Source organism: Diaphorobacter ruginosibacter, from assembly GCF_014395975.1.
GTDB lineage: Bacteria > Pseudomonadota > Gammaproteobacteria > Burkholderiales > Burkholderiaceae_C > Diaphorobacter_A > Diaphorobacter_A ruginosibacter.
Map to the genome: position 1 here is coordinate 4,717,282 of NZ_CP060714.1, position 24,983 is coordinate 4,742,264.

A 24,983-nucleotide genomic window follows, 5' to 3' on the forward strand; every position below is an offset into this window, starting at 1 on the left:
CTCAGGCTGCCTCTTTCATGTGCTGTGTGGTGTCGTCGGCCACGGCGCCCCGCGCCGCGGGCTTGCCTTGCGCGGCCAAGGCGGCATTGCGCCCGGCGATGCGCCCGAATGCGGTGCCGATCGACATGCCGACTCCCGCGGTATAGCCCTTGCCGAGCACGTTGCCGGCCATCATCTCTCCCGCCACGAACAGGTTGCGGCTGGGCTCGTCGTTGAAGCGCACCGCGGCGGTGTCGTCCACCTTGAGGCCGAGGTAGGTGAAGGTCACGCCGGGGCGCAGCGCATAGCCGTAGAACGGCGCCGTGTCGATGGGGCGCGCCCAGTGCGTCTTCGCAGGCGTGACGCCTTCCGTGTGGCAATCGTCGAGCGCGGTGTGGTCGAAGCGCCCCACCCGGCAGGCGGCGTTGTATTCGTTCATGGTCTGCATGAAGGTGGGAACGTCGAGCTCCAGCCTGGTGGCGAGCTCTTCCAGCGTGTTGGCGCGTACTCCCGGAAACACCGGCGGCATGAAGCGGCCGATGGCCTTGGAGTCGATGATGGAGTAGCCGATCTGCTGCGGCTGCATCGCCACGAGGCGGCCCCAGATCGCATAGCGCTTGGGCCAGAAATCCTCTCCCTCGTCATAGAAGCGCCGGGCCTCGCGGTTGACCACCACGCCGAGCGAGACGCAGTCGATGCGTGTGCAGATGCCGCCGTCGTAGAGCGGCGCACGCGCGTCGATGGCCACCATGTGTGCCTGCGTGGGGTCGCCGATGCGGTCGGCATGGTGGTCCTCGAGCATGTGCCTGAGCAGCACGCCCTGGTTGAACGCCGTGCCGCGGATCAGGAAGTTGTCAGCGGGAAACTCCCCACGCTCATTCCGGCCCCAGGCCTCCCGCAGCCATTCGCGGTTCGATTCGAAGCCCCCCGCGGCCAGCACGCAGCTTCTGGCGGCAATGCGCCGGCCCTTCACCCACGCGGCCTTGAAGATGCCGTCCTCGATCTCCAGCCTGTCCACGGGGGCGTCGTAGCGCACTTCCACGCCCAGGTTCTCGGCGCTGCGGTAGTAGGCATTCACGAGGGCCTTGCCGCCGCCCATGAAGAACGCATTGGTGCGTGCGACATGCAGCGCACCGGAGAGCGGCGGCTGGAAGATCACGCCATGCCTGCGCATCCAGGTGCGGCAGGTGGACGATGCACGGATCACCATGCGCGCGAGATGTTCGTTGGTAAGGCCTCCGGTCACCTTGAGCAGGTCCTGCCAGAACTCCTCTTCGGGATAGGCTTCCACGAGCACGTCCTGCGGCGCGTCATGCATGCAACGCAGATTGCGCGTGTGGCCGGAGTTGCCACCCCGCCATTCGCGCGGCGCGGATTCGAGCAGCAGCACGCGCGCACCGCCTTCACGGGCCATGATGGCCGCGCACAGCGCGGCGTTGCCGCCGCCGATGACGAGCACGTCGGTGTCAAAGGATTCTGTCGTCATGATGGTTGTCCGCATGGGCGAACCCGCAGGCTTGAAAGCAGGGCGGTGTGATCTGTGGGCACAGCGGACCTCGTGGATATATCGTGTCTTCGTCTTGATTCCGCAGCGGGCGGTCCTGTCGTTCCGGACCGCGCAGCGGGGATGCTTGAAGCAACTGTAGAAAGATCCGCGCCGCCTGCCTACGGTGAAGGCGGCATGGGCTTATCACGATTCGTGATGGCGGTATGAGCCGGTCCGCTCGGCGGTGCAGGTGGCCTTGGCGATCTGTACGAAGTCATTGACCGTGGCGGAGTGGACGTCGCGGTTCCAGAGCACTCCTACGGCGCCAAACTTGATCACGCGGTCGATCTCGATGCGCTGAAGCGTCCCCCGGGCGACCTGGTAGCGTGTCATTTCCTCCGAGCAGATACCGATGTAGTTGCCACGGTTGAGCATGGCCAGAAGCGTCGTGATGGCGGCCGTCTCGACCTTGGGCTGCAACCAGGGCACCCCCGCATCGACCAGGGCGGAGTCGAGCTGGCTGCGCATGGAGGTGCCATGGGGCGGCACGACCCAGTTCTCGTCGATCAATGCGCTGAGCCGCAGGGGCTCCGACCGGCCCCACAACCGGCTGCCGCGCCCGGCCACGACGCAGACCTCGTCCTCGAAGAGCACGGCGTGATCGATCCGCAGGTGCTGCGCACGCGCATCGATGGTGCCCACGACGACGTCCAGCTCCCGGCGGGTGAGGCGTTCCAGGAGCGTGTTGAAGGGCTCCTCGGTGACCGTTACCGAGACCCCCTCGTGCTGCAACTGGAATTCGGTAATGGTCGATGGCAGGAGCGTCGCCATGCCGGCCCATACGCTGCCCACGTGCAGGTGGGAGGCCTTGCCCTGCGCGGCGGCGTGAAGTTCCTGGCCGATGCGCGAGACGTCGCCCAGAACACTGATCGCCAGGCGCTTCATCAACTGTCCCGCGGGGGTGAGTTCCAGCTGCCGGCCGCGAACCACGATGGGCGCGCCCACCAGGCTTTCCATTTCCGCCAGCCAATGCGACATGGCCGACTGGGTCAGGTGCAGCCGGGCCGCCGCCTCGGTGAGGGTGCCTGCCTTCTCGAGCATCAACAGGGATTCGAGGTGCCGGACCTTGAGTTTTCTGGCCCAGGAGAAGCCGTCAGCCAAGTCACGCATGAGCGATTCCTAATGTGTGTATCGATTAATTTCAGTAGCCCACGCCGAGCGATCCTGCAAATAATGAAAGCATCTGCTGCAGCTGACCCCCCGGCCCCGGAACCCGGCCCACCACAGGCATTTCGTCCATGGTGTCCCGCTGGATTCCGGGTGCCCGAATGCCCATTCGACATTTTGTTGTGTCAACAAGGATTGACGAGGAGCCTATGCATCACGGTGGTATTCAGCGGCGCAGCGTTCTTGCGTTGGCGGCGATGGCAGGAATTCCTGCGAAGGCGGTCTTTGCGCAGGAGTTTCCCACGCGGCCGATCAAATTGGTCATCCCGCAGGGCCCGGGCTCCGGAGCGGATGCCACGGGGCGACAGCTCGGCGAGTTTCTCGCCAGGCATCTCCATGGCGCGGTGGTCGTGGACAACAAGCCCGGCGCCAACGGCATCCTTGCTTCGTCCAGCGTGGCCAAGGAGCGGCCGGACGGATATACGGTCTTTCTCACCAGTGTCTCCATCGCAAGCTTCAACCAGCACCTCTACAAGAAGGTGCCGTATGACGCGTTGAACGACTTTACCTACATTGCACCCGTGGCGGACGCCAGCTTCATGGTGATTGCCAGCAAGCGCAGCGGCATCGGCAATTGGGCGGACTTTGTCGACAGGGCGCGGCGCGAGCCCGGCAAGCTCACCTTTGCCAGCGGTGGCCTCGGCAACTCCACGCACCTCTACATGGAGAAGATCGCGCGGGACCTGAAGCTGGATCTGCGCCATATTCCCTACAAGGGCTCGGGCCCCGCCCTGCTGTCCGTGGTGTCGGGGGAAACGGACCTGATGTGCGTGACGACCGTCACCGCCCTGCCTCAGTATGAGGCGGGCACCGTCCTTGCGCTGGCGCAGTCGGGGGAGCGGCGCGCGAGCCGGATGTCCGGCATTCCACTGATCAAGGAGCTGGCCCCGGGCATGCCGGCGCTTCCGGGCTGGTATGCCCTTGTGGGTCCGGCGGGGATGCCGCCCGACGTGGTCGGCAAGCTGGCCTTGGCCGTGTCGGCCTTCCTCGATGACGAGCAGAACAAGAAAAAGCTGAACGAGCAGTTCCTGTTCCCCATCCCCGGAAGCAGCGAGCAGATCAAGTTGCGCGCCACGCAGGAGTCGAAGATCTGGGGCGATCTGATCAAGACGCTGAATATCACGCTGGACTGAGGGAAGACATGTCGGATCTGGATACGAACGGGGCGGCGTGGGCCGTATCTCCCGGTGAATACAGCAGGGGCCGCGAGGCGCAATGGTCGGTAGGCGCACCGCGCTCGCAATATCTGCGGATGCGCGACGGGTGCAGGCTCGCGGTGGATGTGTACCTGCCCATGGATGGCGATGCTCCGGGCGACCGCTTCCCGGTGATCGCCGTGATGACTCCGTACTACCGCCGCTTCAAGGTGAGCAGCGAGGGTGCGGAGCCCGCACCCAACATCGCCATCTATCGCGACTTCTTCGTGCCGCGTGGCTATGCGCTTGTGGTGCTTGACGTGCGGGGCAGCGGCGCGAGCTTCGGGCGGCGGGACGCCTTCCGCTCTCCCAAGGAGCGCGGCGACTACCTTGAGCTGGCCGAATGGATCGCGTCGCAACCCTGGTGCAATGGCTCCATCGGCGCGACCGGCATCTCCTACCTGGGTGCGGCATCCTGCTTTCTCGGGAGCACGGGGCACCCGGCGGTCAAGGCTGTGGCACCGCTCTTCGCGGTGTCCGACACGTATTCCGACCATGTGTTTCCCGGCGGGATCATGTGCAAGACGGTCACCTCGAACTATGACGATCTCATTCGCGCTCTGGATTGGGACTTGCGCGATGAACTCAAGGCCTACGCGTATTTCAGCGATCCGCGCTACTGTGGTCCCGCGCCGGTGGACGACGATCCGCAGGGCGTGCTTGTCCAGGAGGCGATCGAAGAGCACAAGGACAGCTTCATGCTGCGCGACATGGCCGCCGAGATGGCATTCCGCGAGGAAGGCTGCCTGCACGATCCGGAGCTGCACAGCGGGGCATGCAGCCCCTACTGGTACCTGCACGAGGTGGCCGGAAAGGTGGCGGTCTACTCGGTCTCCGGCTGGTATGACGGCAGCGCCTTCGTGCATGGCTCCATCTCGCGCTTCCTGACCCTCAAGGGGGCGTCTGACCGCCTGCTGCTCGGACCCTGGGATCACGGAGCGAGGGCGAACGGCTCGCCCTGGCGCACGCCGGGCCGGAGCGCTCCGGACTTTCCTATTCTTGCCGAGGTGCTCCGCTTCTTCGACCATCATCTGGCGGGCCGACCGACCGGCATCGAGAACGAGGACCCCGTGCACTATTTCTGCACGCATGCGGAGGAATGGCGAAGCGCTCCGCAATGGCCGCCCGTATCGTCTCCCGGGCTCTGGCATCTTCGTCCGGGCAGGCTCGATCTCACGGCGCAGGAGCGCGTCGCCACGGTCGAGCACCAGACGAAATTCACGGTCTCCACCGGCACGCACACGCGCTTCGAGCGTCTTGCGGCGCAGGCGACGGTGGACTACTACAGCGACTGGGCGCGGAACGAGGCGCACATGCTGTCCTTCGTGTCGGATCCGCTGCCCGACGATCTCGAGCTGGGTGGCCACGTCCGGCTCGACCTGACGCTCAGCAGCAGTGAAAGCGATGGCGCGATCTTCGCGTATCTCTCGGAGCTCGAAAGCGATGGCCAGCTGCGTTTCATCACCGATGGCTGCCTGCGCCTGGCCCATCGGCAGACCAGTGCGCCGCCGCCGCGCTATCAGGCGGTGTGGCCCTACCGCGAGTACTCGCGCAGCCATGCCCGGCGGATGACGCCGCTCGTCATGGAGCAGGTGCAGATCGCGCTGCTGCCCGTGGGGTGGCGGTTGAAGGCCGGAAGCCGTCTCAAGCTGTCACTGAGCGGGGCCGACGCGGAGCATTTCCAGCAGGTGCCGCACGGTCGCCCCCCCAGGTTCTCGTTCGAGCTGGGAGGGCCTCGGGGCTGCGTGCTGCGATTGCCCGTGGTTTCGCGCGGCGATTGAGTTCAGGCGGGGGCGGGGCCCCGCTCGACCAGCCGGGCGCCCATCCACTTGCCCGACTGCACCAGTTGCCGTGCGCAGTCGGTCAGCACCACGCGTGCGGCCAGCGCGGCCGGGGAGAGCTCGTCGTCCGACAGGCTGCACAGCAGCGCCTGGCGGCGCACGTGCTCATCATCGATTTCGGACCACCAGAAGCGCTCGGCCGCGTCCTCGTAGGAGTTCACGGCCGACCAGGGCTGCACCGTTGCGCCGAGGCCCGCGTCCACGGCTTCCATCAGCATGGTGAGCGAATCGATCTCCATGGCCAGCTGGGGCTGGAAGCCGGCCTGTGCGCAGGCCGTGACGATCGAGCTGCGCAGGCCGTGGCTGCCCGAGGGCAGGATCAGCGGCTTTTCCTGCAGCTGCTGCAGCGTGATCCGCTCGGCCAGGGGCCAGAGCGGCCTGCGGCGCGACTGGATCAGGAACAGGCGCTCCTCGAGCAGCGGCGTCACGCTCCAGCGGCGCGCGGCCTGGGTGTCGAACAGGATGGCCAGGTCGAGCTGGCGTGCGTTGAGCAGGCTCGAGAGGTGGCCCGACAGTGCGGAGACCATGTGCAGCCGCACGTCGGGGTAGCGCTCGCGCATGGCGCGCATCAACGGCAGGCCGAGCACCGATGCATTGGTCGGTGACAGGCCGACGCTGACCGCGCCGGACAGCCGTGCCTGCTGCGCCGCGAGGATGGCCTGATCGGCATGGCGCAGCGTGAGTTGCGCCTCGTGGAAGAACGCCAGGCCGGCCTCGGTGGGTACCGTGCCCTTGCTCGTGCGCTGCAGCAGGCGCGTGGACAGTTCGCCCTCGAGGCGGCTGATCTGCTGGCTCAGCGCCGACTGCACCATGCCCAGGTCGAGCGCTGCCCGCCCCATGGAGCCGAGCTCGACGATACGGACGAAGTAGCGGAGTTGGCGCAGCTCCATGGGTCAGAACCGGTATTGCATGCCCAGCCCGAAGCCGGTCGCGCGGCTCTTGTTGCCCGCGCCCTGGTATCCGTCGTCCCAGTTCGTCAGGTCGAATTCTGCGTACAGCCTGGTGCGCATCGACAGCCGGTACTCATAGAACGCCACGAAGCGGCCGTAGCCGTCGTTGGCGAGCGAGGCGCGTTCGCGGTCGACCTTGTAGTAGGCGAGCGTCCAGTCGCTTTGCTGGGTGGTGGACAGCGTGGCACCCACGGAAACCACGCGCTGCCGCGTGCGTGCGGCCTCGCCGTCGCCGGTCTGGCTGCGCGCCGCGCTTGCGGCGAGGCGGACATTGCCCGCGCGGTGGGACAGTCCCAGGTTCCAGGCCTTGAGCTGTCGGCCGCTGGCGTCCCTGAAGGTCTGGTACGCACCGGCCGCAGCCGTGCCGTTTTCTTCCCAGGCGAGGCCCAGGCCGCCGGAGGACAGCGGCTTGTGGTCGCCTGCCTGTTCGCCGGCGCTGTACATCGCGCTGAACTGGTACGGGCCGGTGCGGTTGGTGAGCTTGAGCGCATTGTTGAGCCAGTAGGCGTTGCCGTCGATGCCGGTGTTGCCATATGGGGTGCCCAGCCCATGCCGGGCGAGCGCGCCCACCGTCATGTTGGGGTTGAAATCGGGAAAGCGCCGCTGCAATGGGTCGATGGTGACGAGCGCATCGGCGAGCAGCGATGCCTGGCGGCCCACCTTGAGCGTGTTGCCCGATGTGTCCTGCAGTCCGATCCAACTGCCCCGGTCGAAGAACGGCGTGCCCTGCGCCGGCATGCCGGTGTCGGCGTTGAGGCCGGACTCCAGCTCGAACACCGCATTCAGCCCGCCCCCGAGGGGCGTGGTGCCGCGCACGCCCCAGCGGCTGGCATCGTTGAGGCCGCTGGAGAGGCTGTTCTGCGATCCGCTGGCGGGCATGTGCCGGTCCGTGAGCCCCGACGCGTGGCGCACGCCAAGGTCCATGGTGCCGTAGACCGTGAAATCCTTGGGTTGCGCCGATGCGGGCAGCGCCATCGCGGCGGAGAGCAACGCACAGAGCGCGCCAAGTTCTTTCTTCAAAATCGACTCCGATGGAGGTGGGCGGCCGCGCCGCGGGACGGAGCACGGGCCTTGCATGGATGCCGCTCACCTGAGCGAAATCATCAGCATTCACGCGCAAGTCCTTGTCGGACCGGGACAAGTTTACCGCGCGGATGCGGAGGATGCCAGCCACAAGCCCCTCTCATGAGGGCAGGGGCCGTGCTTTTCACGATCTGGGAAACGTCTCGTGCGAAGGGGTTTGCGTCCACGAGCGGGGCAGGCGGGATGGCAAAAAAATACAATCCACCCAATGAGCGCTTCTTCCAAACATCGTGTCGTCGTCGGCCTGTCGGGCGGCGTGGATTCCGCCGTCACCGCCCATCTGCTGAAAAAGCAGGGGCATGAGGTGGTCGGAATCTTCATGAAGAACTGGGAAGATGACGACGACAGCGAATACTGCTCGTCCAACATCGATTTCGTCGACGCGGCCGCCGTGGCCGATGTGATCGGCATCGAGATCGAGCATGTGAACTTCGCGGCCGAGTACAAGGACCGCGTGTTCGCCGAATTCCTGCGCGAGTACCAGGCAGGCCGCACGCCCAACCCCGACGTGCTGTGCAATGCGGAGATCAAGTTCAAGGCGTTCCTGGACCACGCCATGCGTCTCGGGGCCGAGAAGATCGCCACGGGCCACTATGCGCGCGTGCGCCAGAACAGCGAAACGCAGCTGTTCGAGCTGCTCAAGGGCCTGGATCCGTCCAAGGACCAGAGCTATTTCCTGCACCGCCTGAACCAGGCGCAGCTCTCGAAGGCCATGTTCCCGGTGGGCGAGCTGCACAAGACCGAGGTGCGCCGCATCGCCGAGGAGATCGGCCTGCCCAACGCGAGGAAGAAGGATTCGACCGGCATCTGCTTCATCGGCGAGCGCCCGTTCCGCGATTTCCTGAACCGCTACATCCAGCACGAGCCCGGCCTGATCCTCGACGACCGGGGCCGCAAGCTCGGCAGGCATGTGGGCCTGTCGTTCTACACGCTGGGCCAGCGCCAGGGGCTGGGCATCGGCGGGGTGAAGGAAAAGGGCGCGCAGCGCGGCGCCGGCGACCACGCGCCCTGGTTCGTGGCGCGCAAGGACCTTGAGAAGAACACCCTGCGCGTGGTTCAGGGCCATGACCACCCGTGGCTGCTGTCGCATGATCTGAAGGCCCAGGATGCAAGCTGGATTGCCGGCCATGCGCCCGCCACAGGCGCCTGTGCGGCCAAGACCCGCTATCGCCAGGCGGATGCGAACTGCAACGTCGTGAAGGCCGACGGGCAGGCGTTCAGCCTGCACTTTCCCGAGGCGCAATGGGCCGTGACGCCCGGGCAGTCCGCCGTTCTCTATGACGGCGACGTGTGCCTGGGGGGCGGCATCATCACGGCAGATCACTGATCCGCACTGATCCGGTCACCGGCCGGCAGCCCGTTCACTCCCCCTTTGTGCCATGGGCGCCAAGGTGGGTGAATGGTGGATTTGAAAAAATCTGAAGTCAATTGAAAAGATTTCGAACAACGCGCGCCCCTCTGGGCGCGCGTTGCTTTCGCGCCTTCTTGGTGTTCCCTCTGATGCTGCGGCGCTTGACTCGCCAATACACTCGCGCCCGTTTTGCGGATAGGACTTGGGCGCATCGCTGATGCCATGCCGATAGTTCTTGAGCGGGTTTGCCCGCTCACGCATGTCAAAAAAGTTGTCCGAAACTCATTGCGGCCTCCATCGGGGCTGGCGGTTCCGGGCAGTTGATTCACAACAGCAGGCTAATTAACACAGCAGATAAGGGGCATGTCAGATGATTTGGCAGCAGGTCTATGATCCGATCGGGAACATGGTGGTTTCCACCCTGCTCGCGGCAATACCCGTGGTGGTGATGCTGGCGGCACTGGGTTTCTTTCACATCAAGGCGCACATCGCAGCGGGCATGGGGCTGATCGCCGCGCTGCTCGTGGCGGTCTTCGCGTATGGCATGCCGGCCGACATGGCCGGCCGCGCCGCACTGTTCGGTGGCTTCACCGGGTTGCTGCCGATCGGCTGGATCGTGCTCAACATCATCTTCCTGCACCAGCTGACCGAGCAGAACGGCAGCTTCAAGGTGCTGCAGGATTCGCTCTCGGGCATCACCGAGGACCGCCGTATCCAGCTGCTGCTGATCGCGTTCTGCTTCGGTGCGTTCTTCGAGGGCGCGGCGGGCTTCGGCACGCCGGTGGCCGTGACGGCCGCGATCCTGATCGGCCTGGGCTTCTCGCCCTTGGCCGCCTCGGGCCTGTCGCTGATCGCCAATACCGCCCCGGTGGCCTTTGGCGCTCTGGGCACGCCGGTGATCACACTGGCCAAGGTGCACGGCTACGACCTGATGGAAGTGACCGCGATGATCGGCCGCCAGCTGCCGTTCTTCTCGGTGCTTGTTCCGTTCTGGCTGATCTGGGCCTTCGCGGGCCGCAAGGGCATGATGGAGATCTGGCCGGCCATCCTGGTGGCGGGCGTGAGCTTCGCGGTTCCGCAGTTCCTGGTGTCCAACTACATCGGCCCCGAGCTGGTGGACATCATCGCGGCCATCGTCTCGATGATCTGCCTGGTGGGCTTCCTGCGCGTGTGGCAGCCCAAGAAAATCTGGACATCGGCCTCGCTGCGCGGCAAGGATGTCAGCGCCTCCGAGGTGAAGCCGCCCCAGCCCGTGGTCAAGCACAGCAGGCAGGCGCTGATCGCCGCATGGATGCCGTGGGTGATCCTGTCGGTGTTCGTGTTCATCTGGGGCCTGCCGTCCGTGAAGGCCTGGCTGAACAGCCTGTTTGCTCCATCGTTCCCGATGACGGGCCTGCACAACATGATCGAGAAGGTGCCGCCCGTCGTGACCCAGCCGACCAAGGAAGGCGCCGTCTACGTGCTGAACCTGCTGTCGGCCACCGGCACGGCCATCCTGCTGTCCGCCGTGCTCAGCGGTTTCCTGATGAAGTACAACCCGGTCGCCATCGTGCGCACCTTCTTCAAGACGATGTGGCTGGTGCGCTACTCGCTGCTGACCATCGTGCTGATGCTCGCGCTGGGCACGCTCACGCGCTACTCCGGCACCGACACGACCCTGGGCCTGGCGTTTGCCAACACCGGCGTGCTCTATCCCTTCTTCGGCACGCTGATGGGCTGGCTGGGCGTGGCGCTGACCGGCTCCGACACGGCATCGAACGTGCTGTTCGGCGGCATGCAGAAGGTGGCGGCCGACCAGCTGGGCCTGTCGCCCAACCTGATGGGCGCGGCCAACAGCTCCGGCGGCGTGATGGGCAAGATGATCGACGCGCAGTCGATCGTGGTGGCCTCCACCGCCACGCGCTGGTTCAACCGCGAAGGCGACATCCTGCGCTACGTGTTCTTCCACTCCATCGCGCTGGCCTGCCTGGTGGGCCTGTACGTGACGATGCAGGCCTATGTCTGGCCGTTCACCCTGATGGTGGTGAAGTGACGCGGCAGTGATCCGCGCCGGGCTGATGGCCCGGTGACGACCTGGAGACGATCCAGAGGCGACAAGGCCCGCGCAAGCGGGCCTTGTCGTTTGCGGCGCGCAGTCCTCTGCCCGCTGCTCAGGCCAGCGAGTCGGTGATCGGCCGCATGGCCTGCGCGCATTCCTGCAGGGCCGGCACGATGCGCTCCTCGATTTCCCGGACGGACCAGGGCTCGCCGATCGAGGTGACATTGAGGCCGATGGTGCTCTGCCCCCCCGAGCCGGGCAGTGCGATCGCCACGCCGAACAGGCCGTTGACCAGCTCGGAGTTCACGAAGCTCCAGCCGCGCTCGCGGATGCGCTCGAGTTCCTGGCCGAGCTCCTGGCGTTCCGTGACGGTGCGCTGCGCGAGCTGGTGCATTGTTCCCTGCGGCAGATGCGCGGCCAGCTGGTCCGGCGGGAGCTGGGCGAGCAGCACCCGTCCGAGCGAGTGCGCGTAGGCGGGCAGGCGGTCGCCCGCACGCAGGTCGAGCTTGATCGGGCGGTCGGCCTCCACCCGCTCGACGAACAGCACGTCGGCATCGGACAGGATCCCCAGGGCCGCGCCCACGCCCAGCTCGCGCGAGAGCCTGCGCAGGTGGGGGCGCACGGCACCGGCCAGCCCCAGGGAGCGGAAATAGCGGTATCCCAGTTCGATGCAGCGGGGGGCCAGCGAGAACTGGCGGTCGTTCTGCTGCATGTACCCAAGCTCGACCAGCGTGAGCAGGATGCGCCGGGACGCCGGGCGCGTGACCCCGAGCAGCTCGGCGGCAGACTGGATCGTGACACTGCGCATCTCCTCGTTGAAAGCCTCCATGAGCTGGAGCCCATTGGCCAGCGCGTCCAGAAACTCCCGTTTCCCCTCGGGCTCTGCCGCCACGGGCGGTGCGTTCTTCTTCTGCATTGGATTGATCCGGAAATGTGTGGCCTGTGAATCCTGAAAGCGGCGAGGCGACCCCGGCGGCTTGGGGCTGCGGGCTCCAAGGATAAATCGTGAAGGGCTCGACAGAAGCGAAACTTTGATATAGATTAATTAGCGAACAACTGTTCGCTAATTAAACAAGGAGCAAGAGACATGCAGATTTCCCCCCTCTCGGAGCGCTTCGGCGCTGCGGTCAGCGACATCGACCTGGCGCGCGCCTTCACCGACGACGAATTCGCCGAGATCCACAAGGTCTTCGTGGACAACAAGCTCGTCTGCTTCAAGAACCAGTCGCTCTCGGCGGCGGCACAGATCGAGTTCAGCCGCCGCTTCGGCCCGCTGGAGGTGCACCTGCTCACGCAGTACAACCACCCGGAGCATCCGGAAATCTTCCGGCTCTCCAACCGCGTGGTGGACGGGCAGCCCATGGGCATTGCGGACGGCGGCTCCTACTGGCATTCGGATCTCGCGTTCCAGGAGCAGCCCGCGAAGGCCACGATCCTCAATGCGCTGGAGATTCCGCCCGAAGGCGGAGACACGCTGTTCGTCGACATGGAGGCGGCCTACGAAGCCCTTTCCCCCGAGTGGAAGCAGCGCCTCGCTGGTTTGCACGCGGTGCATCGCTACCGCCGCAAGCAGAATACGGACGGCCAGAGCACGCGCGTGGAACTGAACGAGGCGCAGAAGGCGCAGACGCCGGATGTGGTCCATCCGCTGATCCGCACCAACCCGGATACCGGCCGCAAGTCCATCTTCGCGCACAAGGGTATGACGGCGGAGATCGTCGGAATGCCGGCAGAGGAGAGCAATGCAATTCTCGAGTACCTGTTCGAGCACACGATCCGCCCGGACTTCCGCTACGACTTCCGCTGGAGCCCCGGCGACGTGGTGATGTGGGACAACCGTTCCACCATGCACAGCGCCACGACGCGCGACCTGCCGGCCGGCCAGCACCGCACGCTGTACCGCACGACGGTGCGCGGCGAGCGTCCGGTCTGAGGGGCGCAGGCCATGCAACGCGGCCCGGAGCCCGAAGTGCAGTGCGCGCAGACGACACTGGATGATTTCCGTCTTGCCGATGGCGCGGTCGTGCGGCTGCAACTGGCCTATACCCTGTGCGGCCCGCGGCATGCGCCAACCTACCTGCTGCTGCACGGCTACACGGGCAGCCACTATGCGGTGGCGGGGGATGCGCGTGCCGCCGATTCCGGATGGGCCGGCGCATGGGTGGGCCCGGGGCAGGCGCTGGACACGGACCGCTGCCAGGTCCTCACCGTGAACCTGCCGGGCTCCTCCTATGGCTCGCAGTGGCAGGGCGCACAGGATGCCCACGCGTCCGTCCGCGGCATGGCAGGCGCTGTCGATGCGCTGCTGGAGCAACTGGGTATCGATGCGCTCGAGGGCGCCATCGGCTATTCGTTCGGCGGCTACGTGGCGCTGCAGCTGAAGGCGGACTATCCGCGGCGCGTCAGGCGCGTCCTGGGCCTGTGCACCGCACCGAAGGGGCGTGGCAGCGCGGATGAGCTGCCCATGCTGCGTGGCCTGGCCGAGCCCGCGCAGCGGGCCGGCTTCCGGCTGGACGTGCTCCAGCGATCGGGGCTGCCGGAATGGGTGGAAGACCAGGGTCCCGAGGCGCACCGGCGCGAGCGCGAGCGTGTCGGCCGCTGGGCGCGGGAGTTCACTGCGGATTCGCTGTGGCGCCTGCGTGCGGCGGCCGCCGGCTTCGACGTCGGCACGCTTCCCGCGGACACCACCCTGGTCCATGCCTCCTCGGACAGGCTGTTCCCGCCGCCTCCATCCTCCGCCACCGGCACGCATGTCGTGCACACCCCCTACGGCCACCAGGCCTTGCTCTACGACCCGCAGGCCTGGACGGAGCCGATCCGGACCTGGCTCGCAGGGGCGCCGCTGAAGCCCGCCTACCGGAGCGGCGACCGATGAAACGCCAATGCGGCGCTGCCGCGGCAACAACAATGAAAGAGACAATGACCATGAACATCCCACGCCGTACCCTGCTCAGCGCGCTGATCGCCGCTGCCGGCATGTCCTCCATCGCGCCTGCAGCGATGGCCCAGCCCCAGAACTGGCCGAGCAAGCCGGTGCGCCTGATCGTCGCGTATCCACCGGGCGGAGCGACCGACATCCAGGCGCGCATCGTCGGGCAGCGCTTGTCGGAAAAATGGAAGCAGCCCGTGATCGTCGAAAACAAGCCGGGCGGCAACACGGTGATCGCGACCGAGGCGGTCATCAAGTCGCCGCCGGACGGACACACGCTGCTGCTGACGGCGATGCCGTTCATGCTCAACAAGTTCCTGATGGACAAGCTGCCGTACGAACCGCTCAAGGACTTTGTTCCCGTCACGCCGCTGACCACGATCTCGAACGTGCTCGTGGCCGCGCCCACCGTGGGCGTGAAGAATGTGCAGGAACTGATTGCCAAGGCCAAGGCGTCGCCGGGAGTCATCTCGTTCGCCTCCACAGGCACGGCCACGTCCACCCACCTTTCGGGCGAACTGTTCTCCAGCATGGCCGACGTGAAGCTCATGCACGTGCCCTACAAGGGAAGCGCACCGGCGCAGCAGGACCTGCTGGCCGGACGCGTGGACATCATGTTCGATAACGGCGTGCTCCAGCAGATCAAGGCGGGGCGCGTCGTGCCGCTTGCGGTCACGTCGCCCAAACGCCTGCCGTGGCTGCCCAACGTGCCCACGGTGATCGAGCAGGGGCTGCCCGGCTACGAGGCCTCGGCGTGGTACGGGATCTTCGTGCCCGCGGGAACACCCAGGGACATCGTGAACCAGCTCGCCTCGGACATCACCGAGGTCGTCCGCAGCCCTGAAGTGCAGCCGAAATGGGAGTCCATCGGCGCCACCGCCGGCGGCGGCACACCCGAGGAATTCGCCAGGTACCTGGCGCAGGACACCGAGCGCTGGGGCAAGCTCATCAAGGAGCGGGATATCAAGTACTGAAGTTGCCCAGCCCCCCAAACGGAGCGCCCGCGCAAGTGGGCCGCATGGATTTCATGGATGGCGCTCAACTCAGTATTTTGAGTCCATGCTTTTGCACGATGTGCAGCAGCTTGAGGGCCGTGCCGCTGGGTCGGTTGGCGCCGGTTTCCCATTTCTGAACGGTGGACTCGGTGGTGTTGAGGTACATGGCGAATATCGGCTGGCTCAGATTGTTTTCGATGCGGATGCGCTTGATTTGCTCGGGGCCGATTTCCGGTGTGGGCGCAATACAGGAGTCGTCAAAGGTCCGCAGTGTGGCCTTGTCGATTGCGCCAATCCTGTGCAGTGCCTGCGCAGACGCATGGATTGCCTCGAAGGCATCGCTTTTGAACTTAGTCTTGGCAGTCATGGCAGATCTCCAGGAATTCGCGGATCGCAAGCATCTGCGCCACCTGCTCCGGGCTGAGTTGCGAATACTGCCTGGCCAGGTGCCGGAACGAAGCCAGCTCCGAATCTTCAATATTGGCGCGCTCCTTCTTGGCGAACAGGAACTGGTACACCCAATAGTGCCCACCTCTGGCAAGTACGATGGATCTGTGCCTGTTGCCGTTCAGGCGCTTTTTGTACACGCCTCCGCCAAGATCGTCGGCTTGTCCTTGCATCGCCTGTCTTGCCGCATGGCATAGCTCTTCGTCGGTGATCAATGCCTTACGGGCAGCCTTGTCGAACCAGGAAGATTTGAAAACCCGCGGGGACATGGCATCCCGGAGCGGGGGCGAGCGCTTTTTCTGCACGACGTGGGTCATGCAGAAAAGTAGCATCTAATGCTACATCATCAACTGATTGCAGTCAAAGGCGCCTGTCGCCGCCTCAATCCGTCACCAGGATCGCCCGAAAGTCATTCACGTTCGTGCGCGTGGGGCCCGTGATCACCGAATCGCCCAATGCCTGGAAGAAGCCGTGCCCGTTGTTGTTGGCGAGTTCGTCGGCCGGGCGCAGGCCCAGGGCCCAGGCGCGATCGAGGGTCTGCGGGCCGGCGATGGCGCCGGCGATGTCTTCCGCGCCGTCCACGCCGTCGGTGTCGCCCATGAGTGCGTGGATTTCGGGGTGGCCGCGCAGTGCGAGGGCCAGGGAGAGCAGGCATTCGACGTTGCGGCCGCCGCGGCCGGTGCCGCGCAGCGTGACGGTGGTCTCGCCGCCCGACAGCAGCACGCACGGTGTCCGGAACGGCTGGTCGCGGTTGGCGGTCTGCAGCGCGATGCCGGCGAGGACCTTGCCCACGTCGCGGGCCTCGCCTTCGATGGCGTCACCGAGGATGTGGGCGGCGTATCCGGCCCTGCGTGCGACGTCGGCGGCCGCCTCGAGCGCCATCTGCGGGGTGGCAACCATGCGGGTTTCGCTGCGTGCGAGGCGCGCGTCGCCGGGCTTGATGGATTCGGCGGCGTCGCCTTCCTCGAGCAGCCGGCGTGCCGCCGGCGGCAGTGCGATGCCGTAGCGCCGCACGATGGCGAGTGCATCGGCGCAGGTGCTGGGGTCGGCCACGGTGGGCCCGGAGGCGATGTCCACGGGCGAGTCGCCCGGCACGTCGGACATCAGCAGCGTGATCACGCGCGCCGGATGGCAGGCAGCGGCCAGGCGACCGCCCTTGATCGCGGAGAGGTGGCGGCGCACGCAGTTCATCTCGCCGATGGTGGCGCCGCTCTGGAGCAGTGCCTGGTTGATGGCCTGCTTGTCCTCGAGCGTGAGGCCGGGCAGCGGCATCGGCAGCAGCGCGGAGCCGCCGCCCGAGATCAGGCACAGCACGGTGTCTTCCGGCTTCAGTCCTCGCACCAGCTCCAGCATGCGCTGGGCGGCCTGCAGGCCCGCGGCGTCGGGAACGGGGTGCGCGGCTTCGACGATCTCGATGCGCGAGCAGGGCGCACCGTAGCCATAGCGGGTGACGACGAGTCCCGAGAGCGGCCCGCTCCAGTGCGTCTCGACCGCTTCCGCCATGGCGGCCGAGGCCTTGCCCGCACCTATCACGATGAGCCTGCCACCTTCCAGTTGCCGGGGTGTGGGCAGGTGCGGCGGCACGCACAGCGCGGGCTGGGCGCTCGCCACGGCTGCATCGAACATGCGGCGCAGCAGGTCCGCCGGCGCTGTGGTGCCTGTCATCATGCCTTCTGTCCGATCTCGAAGTTGGCCATCTTTTCCAGTGCGCGAACCATGCCGGAGTGATCCCATGCCTTGCCGCCGTAGGACACGCAGCTGCTGAACAACTGTTGGGCGATGGCGGTGTTGGGCAGCGAGACGCCCAGGCTGCGTGCGCTGCTGAGCGCGAGGTTCAGGTCCTTCTGGTGCAGCTCGATGCGGAAGCCCGGATCGAAGGTGCGCTTGATCATGCGCTCGCCGTGCACTTCGAGGATCTTGCTGGAGGCAAAGCCGCCCATCAGTGCCTGGCGCACGCGTGCCGGGTCGGCACCTGCGCGCGATGCGAACAGCAGCGCTTCTCCCACGGCTTCGATGTTCAGCGCCACGATGATCTGGTTGGCCACCTTGGCGGTCTGGCCGTCGCCGTTGCCGCCCACGAGCGTGATGTTCTTGCCCATGAGTTCGAAGAGCGGCTTCACGCGTTCGAACACCGCATCCTCTCCTCCGACCATGATCGACAGCGTGGCGTTCTTGGCACCCACTTCGCCGCCCGAGACCGGTGCGTCGAGGTAGTCGCAGCCGAGCGCATTGATGCGCTTGGCGAAGTCCTTGGTGGCGATCGGCGAGATGGAGCTCATGTCCACCACGATCTTGCCCTTGCTGAGGCCCGCGGCGATGCCGTTCTCGCCGAACAGCACGCTCTCCACGTCGGGCGTATCGGGAAGCATGCAGAAGATGATGTCCGCGCGCTCGGCCACGCCGCGCGCGCTCACGCACTTGGTGGCACTCGATTCAGCGATCTGGTCGGCGATCTTGCCGCGCGTGTGCACGAACAGCTGGTGCCCCGCCTTGATGAGCTGCCATGCCATGGGCGCGCCCATGATGCCGAGTCCGACGAAGCCGATTTTCTGTGGTTTGTCTGTCATCTCTGTGTTCTCCTTGAATCACTGTTCATTCATCTGTTGTTCGTTCACGGGTGCATCGGGCGCGCATCACGCGAATGCATGCAGCCAGCCCAGGCCCGCTTCGGTGGTCGTCGCGGGCTTGTATTCGCAGCCCACCCAGCCCGTGTATCCCACGCGGTCGAGCAGCGCGAACAGGAACGGGTAGTTGATCTCGCCGGTACCGGGCTCGTTGCGGCCGGGGTTGTCCGCGATCTGCACATGGCGGATCAGCGGCAGGTACTTGGTCAGCGTGGAGGCAAGCTCCCCCTGCATGCGCTGCGTGTGGTACAGGTCGTACTGCAGGAAGGCGTTGGGCAGGTCGAGCTCTTCGAGCAGCGCCACCGCCTGCACCGGGCGGTTCAGGTAGAAGCCGGGGATGTCGAAGGTGTTGACCGGCTCGATCAGCAGGTCGAGGCCCGCGCCGCGTAGCTGGTCGGCGGCAAAGCGCAGGTTCTCGAGGAACGTGGCGCGCAGCGCGTCGGCGGACACTCCATCGGGTGCCTTGCCGGCCAGGCAGTTGAGCTGCTTGACGCCCAGTGCGCCTGCGTAGTCGATGGCCTTGGCCACGCCTTCGCGGAACTGCGCAGCCTTTTCGGGCTGGCAGGCGATGCCGCGCTCACCCGCTTCCCAGTCGCCGGCGGGCAGGTTGTGCAGGACGAGCGCAAGGCCATTGCTGTCCAGGCGCGTGCGGATTTCCTTGGCGGAGAACGCATAGGGAAACATGAACTCCACGGCCTGGAATCCGGCCTTGGCGGCCAGATCGAAGCGATCGAGGAACGGCACCTCGTTGAACATCATCGAGAGGTTCGCGGCAAAACGGGGCATGAAAAACTCCTTGGGTCTTGATTCTTGGTGATGGCGTGGGTGCGTGTGCCGAATGCCGCCCGCGGGGAGCGCGCATTCGGCGAGGTCGTTCAATCCAGCAGGCCGGCGGCCACGAGTCCTTCGGTGCCCTGCGGGTGGCGGCAGTCGATGTCCTCGAACTCGACGACCTTGTCGATTTCGGTGCCCATCGCGATGTTGGTCACACGCTCGAGGATCACCTCCACCACGACCGGAACGCGGTGTTCGCGTGCCAGCGATTGCGCCTCGCGCAGCGCGTCCTGCAGCTTGGCCGGATCGGTCACGCGCAGGGCCTTGCAGCCGAGGCCGCGCACCACCTGTCCGTGGTCCACGCCGTAGGCCTTGAGGTCGGGGTCCGTCACGTTGTCGTTCTCGAAGGCAAGCTGCACGCAGTAGTCCATGTCGAAGCCGCGCTGCGACTGGCGGATCAGGCCCAGGTAGCTGTTGTTCACCAGCACCTGCACGTAGGGCAGGTTGAACTGCGCACCCACGGCCAGCTCTTCCATGAGGAACTGGAAGTCATAGTCGCCCGAGAGGCCGACCACGGTCTTGTTCGGATCGGCGGCGACCACACCCAGGGCGGCGGGGATCGTCCAGCCGAGCGGGCCGGCCTGGCCGCAGTTGATCCACTGGCGCGGGCCGTAGACGTGCAGGAACTGCGCGCCGGCGATCTGCGAGAGGCCGATGGTGGAGACAAAGACCGTGTCCTTGCCGAACACCGCGTTCATTTCGGCATAGACGCGCTGGGGCTTGATCGGCACGTTGTCGTAGTTCGTGCGGCGCTGCATCAGCGACTTGCGCTCGGCGCAGCGTGCGGCCCAGGTGGAGTAGTCCCGGAGTTCGCCGGCCTGCTTGCGTTCGCGTGCCACCTGCACGAAGAGCTCGAGTGCGGCCTTGGCGTCGGAGACGATGCCCAGGTCCGGGTTGAACACGCGGCCGATCTGCGTGGGCTCGATGTCCACGTGCACGAACTTGCGGCCCTGGGTGTAGACCTCGACCGAACCCGTGTGGCGGTTGGCCCAGCGGTTGCCGATACCGAGCACGAAGTCGCTCGCCAGCATGCTGGCATTGCCATAGCGGTGGCTGGTCTGCAGGCCGCACATGCCGGCCATGAGCGGGTGGTCATCGGGAATCGTGCCCCAGCCCATGAGCGTGGGGATCACGGGCACGCCGGTGAGTTCGGCCAGCTCGACCAGCAGTCCGGATGCGTCGGCATTGATGATGCCGCCACCGGCCACGATCAGCGGCTTGTCGGCTGCGGCCAGCATGTCCAGTGCCTTCTCGATCTGCTTGCGCGTGGCGGCTGGCTTGTAGACCGGCAGGGGCTCGTAGGTGTCGATGTCGAACTCGATCTCGGCCATCTGCACGTCGAACGGCAGGTCCACGAGCACCGGTCCCGGGCGGCCCGAGCGCATCAGGTGGAAGGCCTGCTGCAGCACGCGCGGCACCTGTGCAGGCTCGCGCACGGTGACGGCCCACTTGGTCACGGGCTTGGCGATGGACTCGATGTCCACGGCCTGGAAATCCTCCTTGTACAGGCGGGCGCGTGGCGCCTGGCCGGTGATGCAGAGAATCGGGATGCTGTCCGCGCTGGCGGAATACAGGCCCGTGATCATGTCGGTGCCCGCCGGGCCGCTGGTGCCGATGCACACGCCGATGTTGCCGGCCTTGGCGCGGGTGTAGCCCTCGGCCATGTGCGAGGCGCCCTCGACATGGCGTGCCAGCACGTGGGCGATCGACATGCGTTCGCGCAAGGCGGCATACAGCGGGTTGATCGCGGCGCCGGGCACGCCGAATGCCTGCGTGATGCCTTCCTTCTCCATTACCAGCACTGCGGCCATCGCGGCCTTCATCTTCGCCATGTGAGTCTCCTGCAAAACGGTTGAGTTGGATGATTGGTGAGTTGTCGTCATCGTCCCCGTTTGCGCGGATTTCGGGAATGCTGGTACGCTGCATGACGTTTATTCCGTGGTGGAATACCCCCGACCATCGATTTCCGCCCTTCCTGCACCCTTCCTGTGATCTGGCCATGGACCGAATACAAGCGCTTCTTCTGTTCACCCGCGTCGTCGACCTGGGCTCGTTCAGCCGTGCCGCGGCCGAACTGGGCATGGGGCAGCCCTCGGCCACCAAGCAGATCGCCCGCATGGAAAAGGAACTGGGTGCGCGCCTGCTGCACCGCTCCACGCATGGCGTGACACCCACCGAGGTGGGCAAGCTCTACTATGACAAGTGCAAGCTCATCGTGCACCATGACGAGGAGGCGCGTTCGGTCGCGTCCCTCATGCAGTCGCAGGTGCAGGGCGTCCTGCGCATCAGCACCTCGATCGCGTTCGGCCGGCGGGTGCTGGCGCCGATGGTGAGCAACTTCATGCGCACGCACCCCCTGTTGCGCGTGGACCTGAGCTTTGACGACCGCTACGTGAACCTGGTGGAGCAGGGCGTGGATGTCGCCATCCGCATGGGCCGGCTGGCCGACTCATCGCTTGGCGCCACCTACCTGGGCGTGAGCCCGTGGGTCGTGGTGGCCTCGCCGAACTATCTGCGCGAGCATGGAGCGCCCACGCAACCCGCCGATCTTGCGGCCCACGATGCGCTGGTCTACAGCACGGTGCAGGGCGATGCGATCTGGCATTTCAGTACCGCGCACGAGAGCACGCAGGCGATTGCGGTGAATGGCCGCCTGCGCTCCAACAATCTCTCTGTATTGCTGGCGGCAGCGCGCGACGGCTTCGGCATCGCCGTGCTTCCGCACTACGTCGCGCACGATGGCCTGCGCACCGGTGAGCTCGTGCCGGTGCTCGATGGCTGGAACCTGCCCACGCAGGAGATCCATGCGGTGTTCCCCTCGCCGCGCCTCGTGCCCGCGAAGGTGCAGGAACTGGTGGCCTGGCTCAAGAGCGAGTTCACCGACGACTGGTGGCGTCCCGCGCGGCGCTGAACGCGACGTTGAGCGCGGGGATGCGAGAGAGGGTGCGAGAGACGTTCAGGGCGCGGTGGCGGCAGGCGTGCCTGAGGCCTTGGCCGGGTCCTGCCCCAACACCTTCTGCAGATCATCGCGCAGGATCCACTCGGCCTCCTGGGTGCCGGGATGGTCGGGATAGCGTGTCTTCATGCGCATGAAGACGCGCAGCGCCTGATCGGGTTTGTTCGCGCCCTGCTTGAGCGCACGGACGATGAGCTCAAGCGCCTCGGGCGTGCGGTCGTGACCGGGATGCTGTTTCTCGAAGCCCTGCAAGAGCGCCAGCACGTGGCCCGACTGCATTCCCTTCCACGCAAAGCGCGCGAGCGCCAGCGTATGGTCCGCGGAGTCGAGCGTGAACTGCGGTGCCCGCTTGTAGCAACTGCCCCAGACTTCGAGAGCCTCGCTTTCGCGCTGCTGCTGGACCAGCAGCGGAATGAAGCGCTGCGCATGCTGCGCGAGGTGGTCGGTGCGATCGGTCAGCTTGAGCAGGCGGTGGTAGCGGCGCTGGTCGGCGGCGTTGTCCCAGCCGGTGCGCTGCCACTCCCGCGCGTTGTCGAGCGCGGACTTCATGTCGCCGTCCTGCACGAGCCGGGCCACCATGGCGTCGCGGCGCCTGGCCTCGGCGGCGGCGGGATCCTCGGGCTCCACCGGAGCGGAGTCGGGCGCCTTCACCGGATCGATGTCGAGCGCCGCATGGTGCTGGTACATCACATAGCCGATCATCGCGGCCATCACCCAGCTGAAGTAGATCATCACGAAGGTGATCAGCGGCGCGAGCACGAACCGGGGAACGATGGGCAGCAGCAGCCCGAGCGCCATGGGCACGCCCTGCATCAGCAGGAACAGGAACAGGCAGAGCAGCAGGTACGACTTGCCGATGCCGGCGATCGTGCCGAGCAGCTCGAAGGGGTTGATGGCAGCGCGCAGGCTGCAGGTGTTGATCAGCACCATCAGCGTCGCCGGGAGGGCCAGTGACGACAGCAGGTTGGCGACGGCACCCAGGGCGGGGCTGATGCCGGCCGTCCAGCCGATCACGAAGCCGTGCACCAGCAGCACGCCGAAGAACTTCCAGGGCAGCGCCTTCCAGGCGTCGTCCATCATGTCGGAGCGGTAGTCCGCGCTGTCGGTGATGCCGCGCGAGGCCAGCGCGGCCACCTTGAATGCATAGCGGCTCACGGCCAGCATCAGTCCGATGCCGGCCACCAGTGCGAAGAAGAAACCGCCCATCAGCAGGAAGCCGCACAGCGACAGGACGGAGGCGTAGATCATCGGCTCCATCTGCAGCGGGAACAGGAAGAAGCTGTTGAGCTTCTGCCAGAACGGCGGAATGTTCCAGCCGGACGATGCTTCGTCCTCGTGGTCGTCTGCGACCTGCCTGCCCTGTCTGTTGCGCGAATGCCCGTCGCTCATGTGTCTGCTCCCTGAACTGCGCCCATGTTACGACATGGTTTCCCCTGCGAGACTGCCGGGCGCGGTGATGTCCGGCGGGGCCGGGAATGCAGGCCCGTCATGGCCGCGAATCGGCTAGCCAGCGCGTGATCGCCTCCTGCGGCGCATCGCGCTGCAGCGCGGGCAGCCAGGTCCGCGCTTCGTCCATCCTGCCGGATCGGGCCAGGCCATTGGCCAGCAGCGCAAGCGTTCCGCTCCAATGCGGATGCGGGCGCGCGATGGCCGATTTCTCCAGCATGCGGCACAGCGCCTGCGCATCGGCGAATTCGCCCTGTCGCACAAAGTTGCGGGCCAGTGCGTGCAGGGTGTTGTCCGAGATGCGTGGCACGGGCTGCGCGCGTTCGCAGTAGGTGCGCCAGCTGCGGTGCTGCAGTTCGCGTTCCTGCTCGGTGCGTCCCGACAGCTTGAAAATGCCGCGCGCGGCGGCATGGAAGTCCTCGCCGGCCGGTTCGTGGCGCGCGCTCTCGAACCAGGCACGCAGGATCTTCAGGTCGGCGGGTGCGAGCCGTGCTGCCTCGCGCCAGGCCCTCGCGGCGCGGTCGAAGGTCAGCGCATCGGTGTGCTTCCGGGCGCGGCGTACCGCTTCGTCGACGAGCTGGCGATGCGCATCGGCAGCCTTTCTTGCTTCGCCTTCCACATCGACCGGGGTCTCCACCTTCTGCAACTGCATGTAGATGCCCATGAGCACGGCGCCCGTGAGCAGGCCGCCAAAGTGCGCCATGTAGGCCACCTGCGCGCCGCCGATGACATGCTGGACCAACTCGAACCCCATCCACACCGGCAGCATGACCAGCGCGGGCCACTGGGCGTAGTTGAAGTAGAACGCCAGCATGTAGAAGAAGCGGATGCGCCGCATGCGGTACATCACCGCGTACATCGCCATCAGGCCCGCGATCGCGCCCGAGGCACCGAGGCCGAGGCCGCCCATGCCGTCGTAGAACAGCCCGGCAAACAGCGAGGCCCCGAAACCGCATAGCAGGTAGAAGGCGAGATAGACGAACGCGCCGAGCGCCATCTCCAGCGTGAAGCCGAACAGGAACAGGAACACCATGTTGCCGAGCAGATGCCCGACACTGCCATGCAGGAAGGTGGAGGTGAGCGCCTGTACGGGCTGCACTCCCGCGCCGCTCTCGTAGCTCATGGCCCAGCGGCTGGTGAAGGCCCGGGGCTCGAGCGGAGCAAAACGTGCGCGGGCGGCGCTCCATTCCTCGTACCGCGGAGTGTCGGCGTCGATGGCCTCGCCCGAGAGGAGTTGCTGCCGAAAGCGGCCTTCCTGCCACATCAGCTCATAGAGCTGCGCGTACTGCTTGCCCTTGAGCATCTGTCGGGCCGCGCGCGCCAGCGGCGCCGCGATGCGCCGGTCCCCGCGCCGGCTTGCTTCCTCGAGGTGGGCGACGAACAGCGGCAGCTCGATGGCGGGCAATGCCGTCCTTGCGTAGCCTTCCGCAGCGCGTGCCACGGCCCTCTCCTCGGATTGCTGCCATCCGAAATAGACCATGCAGTTGATCACGATGAGCAGCACCGTCATCCAGGGCGGCGACTTCCAGGATGGCTTGTTTTCCAGGGGGATGGCGATGAACATGCGGCGATTGTGGCTGCACGCGGATCGGTTGAGGCGG

The 24,983-nt window shown here is 66.1% G+C and carries 21 protein-coding genes; 8 read left to right on the plus strand and 13 right to left on the minus strand.

Annotated elements, in window-relative coordinates; translation table 11 throughout:
* Position 1: 1 nt before the first annotated feature.
* On the minus strand, positions 2-1,465 hold the full coding sequence (gene tcuA, locus H9K76_RS21260) for an FAD-dependent tricarballylate dehydrogenase TcuA (protein ID WP_187597249.1): 1,464 nt from the start codon (positions 1,463-1,465) through the stop codon (positions 2-4).
* Positions 1,466-1,669: 204 nt separating this feature from the next.
* Positions 1,670-2,635 carry a LysR family transcriptional regulator gene (locus H9K76_RS21265; protein ID WP_187597250.1) on the minus strand — a complete coding sequence of 322 codons (966 nt, stop codon included), beginning with the start codon at positions 2,633-2,635 and terminating at the stop codon, positions 1,670-1,672.
* Between the two features lie 254 nt (positions 2,636-2,889).
* Here H9K76_RS21265 and H9K76_RS21270 point away from each other — a divergent pair, with 254 nt between their 5' ends.
* Positions 2,890-3,825 carry a Bug family tripartite tricarboxylate transporter substrate binding protein gene (locus H9K76_RS21270; RefSeq protein WP_246475185.1) on the plus strand — a complete coding sequence of 312 codons (936 nt, stop codon included), beginning with the start codon at positions 2,890-2,892 and terminating at the stop codon, positions 3,823-3,825.
* 8 nt (positions 3,826-3,833) lie between these two features.
* Positions 3,834-5,669, plus strand: coding sequence for a CocE/NonD family hydrolase (locus tag H9K76_RS21275; RefSeq protein ID WP_187597252.1), 1,836 nt, complete (start codon positions 3,834-3,836; stop codon positions 5,667-5,669).
* 2 nt (positions 5,670-5,671) lie between these two features.
* Here H9K76_RS21275 and H9K76_RS21280 read toward each other — a convergent pair whose 3' ends face one another.
* Together H9K76_RS21280 and H9K76_RS21285 are read right to left on the minus strand one after the other, a co-directional pair.
* A complete protein-coding gene (locus H9K76_RS21280; protein ID WP_187597253.1) occupies positions 5,672-6,619 on the minus strand; it encodes a LysR family transcriptional regulator in 948 nt (315 codons plus the stop codon).
* Between the two features lie 3 nt (positions 6,620-6,622).
* Positions 6,623-7,699: a porin gene (locus H9K76_RS21285; RefSeq protein WP_246475186.1), complete on the minus strand. Its 1,077-nt coding sequence runs from the start codon at positions 7,697-7,699 to the stop codon at positions 6,623-6,625.
* Positions 7,700-7,970: 271 nt separating this feature from the next.
* Between H9K76_RS21285 and mnmA the strand changes: the two genes are divergently transcribed.
* Positions 7,971-9,089, plus strand: coding sequence for a tRNA 2-thiouridine(34) synthase MnmA (gene mnmA / locus H9K76_RS21290; protein WP_187597255.1), 1,119 nt, complete (start codon positions 7,971-7,973; stop codon positions 9,087-9,089).
* Positions 9,090-9,483: 394 nt separating this feature from the next.
* Positions 9,484-11,145 (plus strand): L-lactate permease, encoded by a 1,662-nt coding sequence (locus tag H9K76_RS21295; protein ID WP_187597256.1) that lies wholly within the window; start codon positions 9,484-9,486, stop codon positions 11,143-11,145.
* Positions 11,146-11,263: 118 nt separating this feature from the next.
* Here H9K76_RS21295 and H9K76_RS21300 read toward each other — a convergent pair whose 3' ends face one another.
* The gene (locus tag H9K76_RS21300; protein WP_187597257.1) at positions 11,264-12,067 is read right to left on the minus strand and encodes an IclR family transcriptional regulator domain-containing protein; all 804 of its coding nucleotides are present in this window, start codon (positions 12,065-12,067) and stop codon (positions 11,264-11,266) included.
* Between the two features lie 171 nt (positions 12,068-12,238).
* Between H9K76_RS21300 and H9K76_RS21305 the strand changes: the two genes are divergently transcribed.
* From H9K76_RS21305 to H9K76_RS21315, 3 genes are read left to right on the plus strand one after another with little or no spacing between them, the layout of a single operon-like run.
* Entirely contained in the window at positions 12,239-13,084 is an 846-nt protein-coding gene (locus H9K76_RS21305) for a TauD/TfdA dioxygenase family protein (protein WP_187597258.1), read from the plus strand.
* A 12-nt stretch (positions 13,085-13,096) separates the two neighbouring features.
* Complete coding sequence (locus tag H9K76_RS21310) at positions 13,097-14,026, plus strand: alpha/beta fold hydrolase (RefSeq protein ID WP_187597259.1); 930 nt, start codon at positions 13,097-13,099, stop codon at positions 14,024-14,026.
* Between the two features lie 50 nt (positions 14,027-14,076).
* On the plus strand, positions 14,077-15,054 hold the full coding sequence (locus H9K76_RS21315; protein ID WP_187597260.1) for a Bug family tripartite tricarboxylate transporter substrate binding protein: 978 nt from the start codon (positions 14,077-14,079) through the stop codon (positions 15,052-15,054).
* A gap of 64 nt (positions 15,055-15,118) precedes the next feature.
* Here the strand turns inward: H9K76_RS21315 and H9K76_RS21320 are convergent, their stop codons facing one another.
* The 6 genes from H9K76_RS21320 to gcl form a co-directional block, all read right to left on the minus strand.
* Positions 15,119-15,442 (minus strand): helix-turn-helix domain-containing protein, encoded by a 324-nt coding sequence (locus tag H9K76_RS21320; protein WP_187597261.1) that lies wholly within the window; start codon positions 15,440-15,442, stop codon positions 15,119-15,121.
* Positions 15,426-15,839, minus strand: coding sequence for a type II toxin-antitoxin system RelE/ParE family toxin (locus tag H9K76_RS21325; RefSeq protein ID WP_246475187.1), 414 nt, complete (start codon positions 15,837-15,839; stop codon positions 15,426-15,428). Before H9K76_RS21325 ends, H9K76_RS21320 begins: the two co-directional genes overlap by 17 nt.
* A 64-nt stretch (positions 15,840-15,903) precedes the next feature.
* Complete coding sequence (locus H9K76_RS21330) at positions 15,904-17,190, minus strand: glycerate kinase type-2 family protein (RefSeq protein WP_223196264.1); 1,287 nt, start codon at positions 17,188-17,190, stop codon at positions 15,904-15,906.
* Positions 17,187-18,089, minus strand: a complete 903-nt coding sequence (glxR, locus tag H9K76_RS21335) for a 2-hydroxy-3-oxopropionate reductase (RefSeq protein ID WP_187597262.1) — start codon at positions 18,087-18,089, stop codon at positions 17,187-17,189. Before glxR ends, H9K76_RS21330 begins: the two co-directional genes overlap by 4 nt.
* Positions 18,090-18,155: 66 nt before the next feature.
* A complete protein-coding gene (hyi, locus tag H9K76_RS21340) occupies positions 18,156-18,932 on the minus strand; it encodes a hydroxypyruvate isomerase (RefSeq protein WP_187597263.1) in 777 nt (258 codons plus the stop codon).
* Positions 18,933-19,021: 89 nt separating this feature from the next.
* Positions 19,022-20,812: a glyoxylate carboligase gene (gene gcl, locus H9K76_RS21345; RefSeq protein ID WP_187597264.1), complete on the minus strand. Its 1,791-nt coding sequence runs from the start codon at positions 20,810-20,812 to the stop codon at positions 19,022-19,024.
* Between the two features lie 167 nt (positions 20,813-20,979).
* Between gcl and H9K76_RS21350 the strand changes: the two genes are divergently transcribed.
* Positions 20,980-21,891, plus strand: coding sequence for a LysR family transcriptional regulator (locus H9K76_RS21350; RefSeq protein ID WP_187597265.1), 912 nt, complete (start codon positions 20,980-20,982; stop codon positions 21,889-21,891).
* A 45-nt stretch (positions 21,892-21,936) separates the two neighbouring features.
* Here the strand turns inward: H9K76_RS21350 and H9K76_RS21355 are convergent, their stop codons facing one another.
* Both H9K76_RS21355 and H9K76_RS21360 read right to left on the minus strand, forming a co-directional pair.
* The gene (locus H9K76_RS21355; protein WP_246475188.1) at positions 21,937-23,325 is read right to left on the minus strand and encodes a tetratricopeptide repeat protein; all 1,389 of its coding nucleotides are present in this window, start codon (positions 23,323-23,325) and stop codon (positions 21,937-21,939) included.
* Between the two features lie 97 nt (positions 23,326-23,422).
* The gene (locus H9K76_RS21360) at positions 23,423-24,946 is read right to left on the minus strand and encodes a rhomboid family intramembrane serine protease (RefSeq protein ID WP_187597266.1); all 1,524 of its coding nucleotides are present in this window, start codon (positions 24,944-24,946) and stop codon (positions 23,423-23,425) included.
* Positions 24,947-24,983: the final 37 nt, after the last annotated feature.

Coding starts and splice junctions, on each gene's coding strand:
- tcuA (WP_187597249.1), bottom strand. CDS start 1,465: ATGACGACAGAATCCTTTGACACCGACGTGCTCGTCATCGGCGGCGGC.
- H9K76_RS21265 (WP_187597250.1), bottom strand. CDS start 2,635: ATGCGTGACTTGGCTGACGGCTTCTCCTGGGCCAGAAAACTCAAGGTC.
- H9K76_RS21270 (WP_246475185.1), top strand. CDS start 2,890: ATGGCAGGAATTCCTGCGAAGGCGGTCTTTGCGCAGGAGTTTCCCACG.
- H9K76_RS21275 (WP_187597252.1), top strand. CDS start 3,834: ATGTCGGATCTGGATACGAACGGGGCGGCGTGGGCCGTATCTCCCGGT.
- H9K76_RS21280 (WP_187597253.1), bottom strand. CDS start 6,619: ATGGAGCTGCGCCAACTCCGCTACTTCGTCCGTATCGTCGAGCTCGGC.
- mnmA (WP_187597255.1), top strand. CDS start 7,971: ATGAGCGCTTCTTCCAAACATCGTGTCGTCGTCGGCCTGTCGGGCGGC.
- H9K76_RS21295 (WP_187597256.1), top strand. CDS start 9,484: ATGATTTGGCAGCAGGTCTATGATCCGATCGGGAACATGGTGGTTTCC.
- H9K76_RS21300 (WP_187597257.1), bottom strand. CDS start 12,067: ATGCAGAAGAAGAACGCACCGCCCGTGGCGGCAGAGCCCGAGGGGAAA.
- H9K76_RS21305 (WP_187597258.1), top strand. CDS start 12,239: ATGCAGATTTCCCCCCTCTCGGAGCGCTTCGGCGCTGCGGTCAGCGAC.
- H9K76_RS21310 (WP_187597259.1), top strand. CDS start 13,097: ATGCAACGCGGCCCGGAGCCCGAAGTGCAGTGCGCGCAGACGACACTG.
- H9K76_RS21315 (WP_187597260.1), top strand. CDS start 14,077: ATGAACATCCCACGCCGTACCCTGCTCAGCGCGCTGATCGCCGCTGCC.
- H9K76_RS21320 (WP_187597261.1), bottom strand. CDS start 15,442: ATGACTGCCAAGACTAAGTTCAAAAGCGATGCCTTCGAGGCAATCCAT.
- H9K76_RS21325 (WP_246475187.1), bottom strand. CDS start 15,839: ATGACCCACGTCGTGCAGAAAAAGCGCTCGCCCCCGCTCCGGGATGCC.
- H9K76_RS21330 (WP_223196264.1), bottom strand. CDS start 17,190: ATGATGACAGGCACCACAGCGCCGGCGGACCTGCTGCGCCGCATGTTC.
- glxR (WP_187597262.1), bottom strand. CDS start 18,089: ATGACAGACAAACCACAGAAAATCGGCTTCGTCGGACTCGGCATCATG.
- hyi (WP_187597263.1), bottom strand. CDS start 18,932: ATGCCCCGTTTTGCCGCGAACCTCTCGATGATGTTCAACGAGGTGCCG.
- gcl (WP_187597264.1), bottom strand. CDS start 20,812: ATGGCGAAGATGAAGGCCGCGATGGCCGCAGTGCTGGTAATGGAGAAG.
- H9K76_RS21350 (WP_187597265.1), top strand. CDS start 20,980: ATGGACCGAATACAAGCGCTTCTTCTGTTCACCCGCGTCGTCGACCTG.
- H9K76_RS21355 (WP_246475188.1), bottom strand. CDS start 23,325: ATGAGCGACGGGCATTCGCGCAACAGACAGGGCAGGCAGGTCGCAGAC.
- H9K76_RS21360 (WP_187597266.1), bottom strand. CDS start 24,946: ATGTTCATCGCCATCCCCCTGGAAAACAAGCCATCCTGGAAGTCGCCG.